Source organism: Mesorhizobium sp. M0062, assembly GCF_040323125.1.
Taxonomy (GTDB): Bacteria; Pseudomonadota; Alphaproteobacteria; order Rhizobiales; family Rhizobiaceae; genus Mesorhizobium.
The window spans coordinates 148,250-156,293 of the sequence record NZ_JAMYUO010000013.1; the positions used below are offsets into that span (position 1 = coordinate 148,250).

Consider the following 8,044-nt stretch of genomic DNA (forward strand, 5'->3'; position numbering starts at 1 on the left):
TCAGGCGTCCCTTCCGAACAGGCCGGCGGGGCGCAGGAGCAGCACGATCGCCATGATGACGAAGACGACGAGGTTCGACGCCTCGGGATAGAACACCTTGGTCAGGCCCTCGGCGAGGCCGAGCATATAGCCGGTGACGATGGCCCCAAGAATCGAACCCATGCCGCCGACCACAACGACGGCAAAGACGACGATGATGATATCGGAGCCCATCAGCGGACTGACCTGGTAGACGGGCGCGGCGAGAATACCGGCAAGGCCGGCGAGCGCCGCGCCGAGCCCATAGGTGAGCGTCAGCAGCAGCGGCACGTTGACGCCGAAGGCCTGCACCAGCTCCGGATTCTCGGTCGCGGCGCGCAGATAGGAGCCGAGCCTGGTCTTTTCGATCAGGAGCCAGGTGCCGATGCAGATAATGAGCGAGGCCACCACCACCCAGCCGCGATAGTTGGGCAGGAACATGAAGCCGAGATTGGTGCCGCCGGCAAGCTGCGCCGGAACGGCATAAGGGTTGCCCGACACGCCGTAGTAGAAACGGAACACGCCTTCGATGACCAGCGCCAGGCCGAAGGTGAACAGCAGCCCGTAGAGCGGATCCAGGCGGTAGAGCCGCGACAGCGCCACGCGCTCGACCGCCATGCCGAAGACTCCAACGATGAGCGGAACCAGGAGCAGCGCCGGCCAGTAGCCGATGCCGAGATGGACGAGCAGCAGGTAACCGATGAAGGCGCCGAGCATATAGAGTGCGCCATGGGCGAAATTGATGATGCGCAGCAGGCCGAAGATGACGGCCAGGCCGAGGCTCAGCATGGCGTAGAAGGAGCCGTTGATCAGCCCGACCAGCATCTGGCCGAGCAAGGCCTGGACGGGGATGCCGAAGATCATGGTCATGGCGCCGTCACCGAGGGTGTTGCAAGCGGGATGCGTCTGTGCGGCACGTACCCCCACCCGGACCTTCGGTCCGACCTCCCCACAAGGGGGAGGTAGGGCGGTGGCCCTCCACCCTCCCCCTTGTGGGGAGGGTCGCTGCGCAGCAGCGGGGTGGGGGTACTGCCGTGGGCTGTCGTCATCATACCCCAAGCACATCGTGCAGCTGTTGCGTGTGAGCGGCAAGCTCGCTTACGGCAAAACCCTCCACCACCTTGCCATGCTCCATCAGATAGAAGCGGTCGGCGATGCGCGCGGCGAAGCGGAAATTCTGCTCGACGAGCAGGATGGTCATGCCGCGCTTCTTCAAGGTTGCCAGCAGTTCGCCGATGCGCTGGACGATGACCGGCGCCAGGCCCTCGGTCGGCTCGTCGAGCAGCAGCATCTGCACGCCCGTCCGCATGATGCGGGCGATGGCCAGCATCTGCTGTTCGCCGCCGGAGAGTTTGGTGCCGGGGCTGTTGCGCCGCTCCTTGAGGTTGGGAAAGAGATCGAAGATCTCGTCGACGCTCATGCCGCCCTTGGCCACCACCGGCGGCAGGATCAGGTTCTCGTCGACGGTGAGCGTGGCGAAGATGCCGCGTTCCTCCGGCACGAAGCCGATGCCGCGATGGGCAACACGATGCAGCGGCAGGCGCATCAGGTCGCTGCCGTCGAACGCGACGCTGCCGCTGCGCTTGCGGACCAGCCCCATGATGGCGCGCAGCGTTGTGGTCTTGCCGACGCCGTTGCGGCCGAGCAGCGTCACGGTCTCACCGCGAAAAACGTCGAGGTTGACGCCATGCAGCGCATGGCCCTCGCCATACCAGGCATGGAGATCGCGCACGGCAAGCAGCGGCTCACTCATGCTCGGTCCCCCTGCTCGGTCCCCATGTAGGCGACCCTGACGCGCTCATCGTTGCTCACCGTCGCGTAGTCGCCGGCGGCGAGCACCTGGCCGCGCTGCATGACGGTGATCCAGTCGCAGAGGTCGGCGACGACGGTGAGATTGTGCTCGACCATCAGCACGGCGCGGTCCGTTGCCAGCGAGCGGATGATGCCGGAAATGACGCCGACATCCTCGTGCCCCATGCCGGCCATCGGCTCGTCGAGCAGCAGCACTTTCGGGTCGAGCGCCAGCGTGGTGGCGATCTCGAGCACGCGCTTCCTGCCATAGGAGAGATCGCCGGCCGGACGATGCGCGACATCGTCGAGACCGACGACGGCAAGCAGTTCGCGCGCCCGTGGAGTCAGTTGGTCAAGCGCGGCCAGCGAGCGCCAGAACTGGAAGCCGAGCCCGCTCGGCCGCTGCAAGGCGACGCGGACATTGTCGAGCACGCTCAGATGCGGAAAGATCGCCGATATCTGGAACGAGCGGACGAGACCCATGCGCGCCACCCTGGCCGGCGCGGTGCGGGTGATGTCGTTGCCCAACAGTTCGATCCTGCCGCTGCTCGGCTGCAGGAACTTGGTCAAGAGGTTGAAGATTGTCGTCTTGCCGGCGCCGTTCGGCCCGATCAGCGCATGGATCTGGCCGTGATGGACGTCGAGGTCGACATTGTTGATGGCGACGAAACCGGCAAAGTCGCGCCGCAGGCCGCGGGCGGAGAGCACCACCCGCGGCTTGATTTCGGCACCGTCCGGCTGGACGGCCACGGCTTGCGCCAGCGTCACTTGGTGACGAGCGGGCAGCCGCTGTCTTCAGCCTTGATGAAGGCCTTGTCGCCCGGAATGGTCGCAAGGTAGGTGTAGTAGTCCCAGTCCTTCTTCGACTCCTCGGGCTTCTTGACCTGATAGAGATACATGTCGTGCACCATCGAGCCGTCGGCCTGTACCTTGCCGTTGGCGTTGATGATGTCGTCGACGGGCATTTCATGGAGTTGCTTGGCGACCGCCTCGGTCTCGTCGGTGCCGGCCTTGTCGATGGCCTTGAGATATTGCAGCACCGCCGAATAGGTGCCGGCCTGGATCATGTTGGGCATGCGGTTGGTGCGCTTGAAGAAGCGCCCGGCGAAGTCGCGGCTCTTGTCGTCGCGGTCCCAGTAAAACCCTTCGGTGAGCACCACGCCCTGCGCCGCCTGCAGGCCGAGGCCGTGCACCTCGGCAAGGGTGAACAGAAGGGCTGCCAGCCGCTGGCCGCCAGCGACAATGCCGAACTCGGCCGCCTGCTTGATGCTATTGGAGGTGTCGAGGCCGGCATTGGCAAGGCCGATAACCTTGGCGCCGGAGGACTGCGCCTGCAGCAGGAAGGAGGAATAATCCGTCGATCCCAAGGGGTAACGCACCTCGCCCAGCACTTTGCCGCCGCTTGCCTCAACAACCTTTGAGGTCTGCTCCTTCAGCGAATAGCCGAAGGCATAGTCGACGGTGATGAAATACCAGCTGTCGCCGCCCTGCTGCACCAGCGCGCCGCCGGTGCCGACCGCCTGCGAGTGGGTATCGTAAGCCCAGTGGAAACCGTAGGGCGAGCATTGCTTGCCGGTCAGGTCGGCCGATGCCGCTCCGGTAACGATGTCAATCTTCTTCTTTTCCTTGGACAACCCCTGGACGGCGAGCGCCACCGAGGATGTCGTCAGTTCCATGATCGCGTCGACCTGCTCGGTGTCGTACCACTGGCGCGCAATGTTGGAGGCAATGTCGGGCTTGTTCTGGTGATCGGCGTTGACGATCTCGATTGGCGCGCCCTGCACCTTGCCGCCAAAATCCTCGACCGCCATCCTGGCGGCCTCGACCGACCATTTGCCGCCGAAATCGGCATAGACGCCCGACTGGTCGTTGAGGATGCCGATCTTGACCTTGCCGTCGGAAATTTCGCCGGCCGCCGCCGGCATCGCAGTCGCCGCAAGCAGCACGGCTGAGACGAGATAGGATGCTTTCACAGGTGGTTCCTCCCTTGTGGCCGACGCTGGAAAACGCGGCGGCCTTGCAATGGTTCAACAGCTCCGTCCGGTTCTCGCTGAAATCCGGGCCAGCGCCCGCCACTTCTCCTCTTGGCAACCCCTCCGCCCTGGGTGCGCCGGGAACCGTAGCATCACATTTCGCAAGGGGAGAATGCTATTTTCGTAGCATGGCGTGTGGGCGCTACCAGTCCGGCTCAATTGGAAGGTCTTCGGAAAAGCCGCTCGGGCCAGGAAGGGACAGCGTTGCGGCCGCAGCGTCCAGCAGTGCCCCCGGAAGCCCTTTGAGATGCTCGCTGTCCAGCGGAAGCGCAAGATAGCCCGTGGCAATGCGTGCAGCCGCTTCCGCCTGTTCACGATCTCTCATTGCCTTGACCGCAGACCGATCAGGCCGCGTGGCCAGCCAAGCCTTGTGCAGAGCGAACATTCGAGGGTCGACCGTCGGTATGCTTACGGGATAGCCACGCTCATCGATCGCCACAGCCTCCACCTTCGGGGCGTTGATGAGCCATTGCAGCCCCTCCATGGGTGCGCTGTCGAGGTCGTCGGCAAGCTGTGTAATCGAGGTAGTGGCGTTGTCCTTGAGGACATGTCTTGCCCGCGGACGGATCAGGTCGACCAGATAGCCATCACGGTTCACTGCCCTGAAGGCCCGGGGCTGGAGCGGCTTGAAGGACCTGTCCACTTTACGCAACACGCCTATCAGGCCGGACTGGCTTACCCTCTCGCCGGTCACGAAGCTGATGCGACGTCGCGAATCGAAGAGCAGGTCGATGTCGCCGGTTGCCGTGAGACCGCTGGTGATCTGGACGCCCGCCAGAGCCTCGTAAGCGAACAGCGCATTCGTGCCGACAACCAGCAACTGCTTGCCCAGCAGGTCTGTTTCGGCGCACCGCCGCAATATCCGTGCGGCGATGGCCGGTACCCTGCCCAACCCCATTGCCACATTGACTTTCGCCAGGCCGTTCAGGCGATCGGCCAGACCTGCCAGCAGATCCTTGTTCTGCACCCTGCCCTCGGAAAACGCAGCGAACGCCTTCTCCGTCTGGCTGCTTTTCGGCCCGAGTGAATTCTCGACCTGCCGGACCTTCCGCAGCAGGTATTCAGCACCGCTGCGCTCAACCCAGCGCATGCTGCCTGCAAAGCGCCTTTGGCGCTGGTCATCAGCACGCTGCCAGGCCTCGTAGACCTGTTGCGTATCTATGAGTTGGCGCCGCTGCTCGCCGGTCAACTCTCTCAGCATCGTTTTCCACTCTTAAGCCAAGATCAAGTTAACATAGTGGAAAACTCTTAATTAACAATATGTTGCTATGTTTTTTCCACTATCGCAGCTATCACCCACACGCCGAGTGGAAAATACCCTAAAAACAATAGGTTATGTCCAAGAAAGGGAGGCCAGAACCTCACACGCGGGTTTTTAGCTGCGCGCACCATGGCAGCCGCTTGCCGTCGCCTCACCGCTTCTGCGGATAGATCGTCTCGCCGCGCTTCAGCATCTCGACAAAAGCCTCGATCTTCTTCCTGCGCCCCGCCTCCGTCTTCATGTTGTGCGTTCGAAACGCCAGCGCGAACCGGTTCTGGGCGGAAAGCTTTGCCAGCATCTCCTTCGCCTTCGGCTCGGCGTCGATGGCGGCCTGCAGATCGTCAGGGATCTTCATGTCCTTGCCTGAGGCATAGGCGCGGTCCCAGCGGCCGTCGGCCTTGGCCGCCTCGACCTGTTTCAGCCCGTGTTCGGTCATGCGGCCCTCCTCGACCAGGCGGGCGACATTGTCGATGTTGATCTTGCTCCAGATGCTCTTCTTGCCGCGCGGCGTGTAGCGCTGCAGAAAGCTCTTGTCGTCGAGCGGCTTGCGTATGGCGTCGATCCAGCCGAAGCACAGCGCCACGTCGATGGCCTGCTTCGGCGTGATCGAGGCGAGGCCCGAGCCGACCTTGTGGACCTTGATCCAGACCTCGCTCTCGCCGGCATGATTTTCGCGCAGCCAGGCGTAAAAACTGTCGGGATCGGGGAATTCATGAACCTTGTCGGGATCGACCTTGAACGGCGCCATCATCACCTCGTTGTTGCCGGGCCGGCTGTATCGGCTGTCGATGCCAGTTTCCGTCAGCGGCGTCGATACCCCCTAGCCTATTGCGAGCCGGCTTGCGCCCAAGCCGGCGCTCATGGCAGTTTCCCGGCTGGTCGAGCCGGGCAAGGCAGACTGCAATTCGGGGGAAATGCCATGCGATCGATGTTACTCGGCCTCATCCTTCTGCTGCCGGCCTCGGCGCTCGCCGAACCCATCGAAACCCAGAAGATCATCACCGCGCTGACCGGCGACTTCAATGGCGACGGCGCCGCCGATCTGGCGATGATCGTCGAGACCGAGCCCGAAGATGGCACCATGGACATGCATTTCTTCCTCAGGGACAAAAAGTACAATTTTCTGAAACCCGCCGGCATCGTGCATGAGCAGGTCTACGGCGAATGGAACGACTACGACCAGCCGCATTATGAGGGCTCCGGCATCGAACCGGAGTTGACCTTGCTGCCCAACGGCTCGATCAAGATCTATCTGCCGGGGCTGATCGGCCCCGGCGAGCGGACCGACATGACGCTGACCATCGCCTGGCGCAACGAAGCCTTCGTCGTCGCCGGCGTTGCCTATGACCATTACAAATACCAGTCCGTTGTCGTCTACAGCAGTTGCGACTACGACGTGCTGACCGGCAAGGGCAAAAGTATGCAGACGCAGGATGATGACAGCAAGGTGAACAGTATCGTGTCTGTCGAAGGCCAGGTCGTGCCCTTCGCGGAGTGGGACACGGGGACGCCTTTTAGGGTATGCGGGGATTGAGGGGGCAGCCAATCTCCCCCCTCGTGGGGGAGATGGCCGGCAGGGGGGCCGCTGTCCCGCCAACGCACCGGCCAGTGTCAGCCACGTTTATCCCGCGATTCTTGTCAGAAAACAGATCGAGAGGCCGCGATCCTTCGCGCCCCCTCTGCCCTGCCGGGCATCTCCCCCACTTGGGGGGAGATTGGCCTTCACTGCAGATGCGGTTTCTTCAAAAAGCTGTTTCGGTCGGCGGATTTCACTCGCAGCCAAGTCTCACGACCGTCACGCACGACCCTGAGAGGAATCTCCGAACCCGCCGGATTCTGCCATAGCTTGCGGTAGAAATCGGCGAGCCCGTCGACCTCGCCATCGCGCACGTCGGAGATGATGTCGCCCTGGCGCAGGCCGGCCTTGGCGGCGGGGCCGCCTTCGGCGACGCTCATCACCACGACCGCACCGTTCGACTCGGCCGAGAAGGCGCCGAGCCATGGGCGCGGCGGCTTCGCCACCTGGCCGCGCGTCAGCAGATCGTCGAGGATCGGGGTCAGAAGGTTGATCGGCACGACCATGTTGATGTCGGCGACCTCGCCGTTGCGGCTCATCTGCAAAAGCAGCGAACCGATGCCGAGCAGGCTGCCATCCTGGCCGATGAGTGCCGCGCCGCCCCAGGACGGGTGCGCCGGGGCAATGAAGATCGCCTCGTCGAGCAGATATTCCCAATAGCCGGCGAATTCCTGCTTGGTGACGATGTGTGCCTTGACCGAGCGGCCGGTGCCGTCGGCAAACACCACGGGGTCGCCGATCTTGGCCTTCGAGGCGTCACCCAGCGCCACCGCCGGCAGGCCGAGCGGCGCCAGCGCCTGCACTAGGCCGAAGCCTGTCTCCTGGTCATAGGCCAGCGCATGCGCCGGCACGACGCGGCCGTCCTGGTCGGTCAGCCAGACCTCCTCGGCCTCGGTGATGAGATAGCCGATGGTGAGCACCAGCCCGTCGCCGCGGATGACGACGCCGCTGCCTTCCCGGCGCGTGCCCAGGGCATTGGCCGTGAAGGCATCGTCGGGAACCATGGCGCGCACGCCAACGACGGAGCGCAAGAGCGGGGAAACGGGATCGATGGGCATGCTTTCATCCTGGCAGATATGCGTGGGCAGTATCCTCTATAGGTATGCCGCGCTGCACAGGGCGCAAGGGCTTGGGCAACAAGGCAATCATTTCAGAGGCTGGCGCTGCTCCTCGTCCGCCTGCCGGCACCTTCTCCCCCGTATAGCGACGGGGAGAAGGGAGATGGCCGCAACATCGGCGCTCTTGGCAACGCTGGCAATTGGCGAAATCAGTAGGCGACAGCTGTCCAGCCGATAGATGGGTAACACTTTGAACCGGATACATAGGTGACACTTCTCTCCCCCTATGCGTCCGCCGCAGCGCCAA

At 63.3% G+C, this 8,044-nt stretch carries 8 protein-coding genes; 1 reads left to right on the forward strand and 7 read right to left on the reverse strand.

Annotated elements, in window-relative coordinates; translation table 11 throughout:
* The 6 genes from NKJ64_RS17625 to NKJ64_RS17650 form a co-directional block, all read right to left on the reverse strand.
* The gene (locus NKJ64_RS17625; protein ID WP_023693757.1) at positions 1–888 is read right to left on the reverse strand and encodes a branched-chain amino acid ABC transporter permease; all 888 of its coding nucleotides are present in this window, start codon (positions 886–888) and stop codon (positions 1–3) included.
* A gap of 178 nt (positions 889–1,066) precedes the next feature.
* Complete coding sequence (locus tag NKJ64_RS17630; protein ID WP_352463043.1) at positions 1,067–1,771, reverse strand: ABC transporter ATP-binding protein; 705 nt, start codon at positions 1,769–1,771, stop codon at positions 1,067–1,069.
* The gene (locus NKJ64_RS17635; protein WP_352463044.1) at positions 1,768–2,559 is read right to left on the reverse strand and encodes an ABC transporter ATP-binding protein; all 792 of its coding nucleotides are present in this window, start codon (positions 2,557–2,559) and stop codon (positions 1,768–1,770) included. Before NKJ64_RS17635 ends, NKJ64_RS17630 begins: the two co-directional genes overlap by 4 nt.
* Positions 2,560–2,573: 14 nt before the next feature.
* Positions 2,574–3,782 carry an ABC transporter substrate-binding protein gene (locus tag NKJ64_RS17640; RefSeq protein WP_352463045.1) on the reverse strand — a complete coding sequence of 403 codons (1,209 nt, stop codon included), beginning with the start codon at positions 3,780–3,782 and terminating at the stop codon, positions 2,574–2,576.
* A gap of 202 nt (positions 3,783–3,984) precedes the next feature.
* Positions 3,985–5,043, reverse strand: a complete 1,059-nt coding sequence (locus NKJ64_RS17645; protein WP_352463046.1) for a GSU2403 family nucleotidyltransferase fold protein — start codon at positions 5,041–5,043, stop codon at positions 3,985–3,987.
* A 211-nt stretch (positions 5,044–5,254) separates the two neighbouring features.
* Complete coding sequence (locus NKJ64_RS17650; RefSeq protein ID WP_023693762.1) at positions 5,255–5,851, reverse strand: YdeI/OmpD-associated family protein; 597 nt, start codon at positions 5,849–5,851, stop codon at positions 5,255–5,257.
* A 171-nt stretch (positions 5,852–6,022) separates the two neighbouring features.
* Between NKJ64_RS17650 and NKJ64_RS17655 the strand changes: the two genes are divergently transcribed.
* On the forward strand, positions 6,023–6,637 hold the full coding sequence (locus tag NKJ64_RS17655; RefSeq protein WP_352463047.1) for a hypothetical protein: 615 nt from the start codon (positions 6,023–6,025) through the stop codon (positions 6,635–6,637).
* A gap of 188 nt (positions 6,638–6,825) precedes the next feature.
* Here NKJ64_RS17655 and NKJ64_RS17660 read toward each other — a convergent pair whose 3' ends face one another.
* Positions 6,826–7,737 (reverse strand): S1C family serine protease, encoded by a 912-nt coding sequence (locus tag NKJ64_RS17660; RefSeq protein WP_023671416.1) that lies wholly within the window; start codon positions 7,735–7,737, stop codon positions 6,826–6,828.
* Between the last annotated feature and the right edge of the window lie 307 nt (positions 7,738–8,044).

Excerpts from the sequence above, each read along its gene's own strand:
- NKJ64_RS17655 (WP_352463047.1), top strand. The coding sequence starts at position 6,023 with ATGCGATCGATGTTACTCGGCCTCATCCTTCTGCTGCCGGCCTCGGCG.
- NKJ64_RS17630 (WP_352463043.1), bottom strand. The coding sequence starts at position 1,771 with ATGAGTGAGCCGCTGCTTGCCGTGCGCGATCTCCATGCCTGGTATGGC.
- NKJ64_RS17650 (WP_023693762.1), bottom strand. The coding sequence starts at position 5,851 with ATGGCGCCGTTCAAGGTCGATCCCGACAAGGTTCATGAATTCCCCGAT.
- NKJ64_RS17660 (WP_023671416.1), bottom strand. The coding sequence starts at position 7,737 with ATGCCCATCGATCCCGTTTCCCCGCTCTTGCGCTCCGTCGTTGGCGTG.
- NKJ64_RS17625 (WP_023693757.1), bottom strand. The coding sequence starts at position 888 with ATGACCATGATCTTCGGCATCCCCGTCCAGGCCTTGCTCGGCCAGATG.
- NKJ64_RS17645 (WP_352463046.1), bottom strand. The coding sequence starts at position 5,043 with ATGCTGAGAGAGTTGACCGGCGAGCAGCGGCGCCAACTCATAGATACG.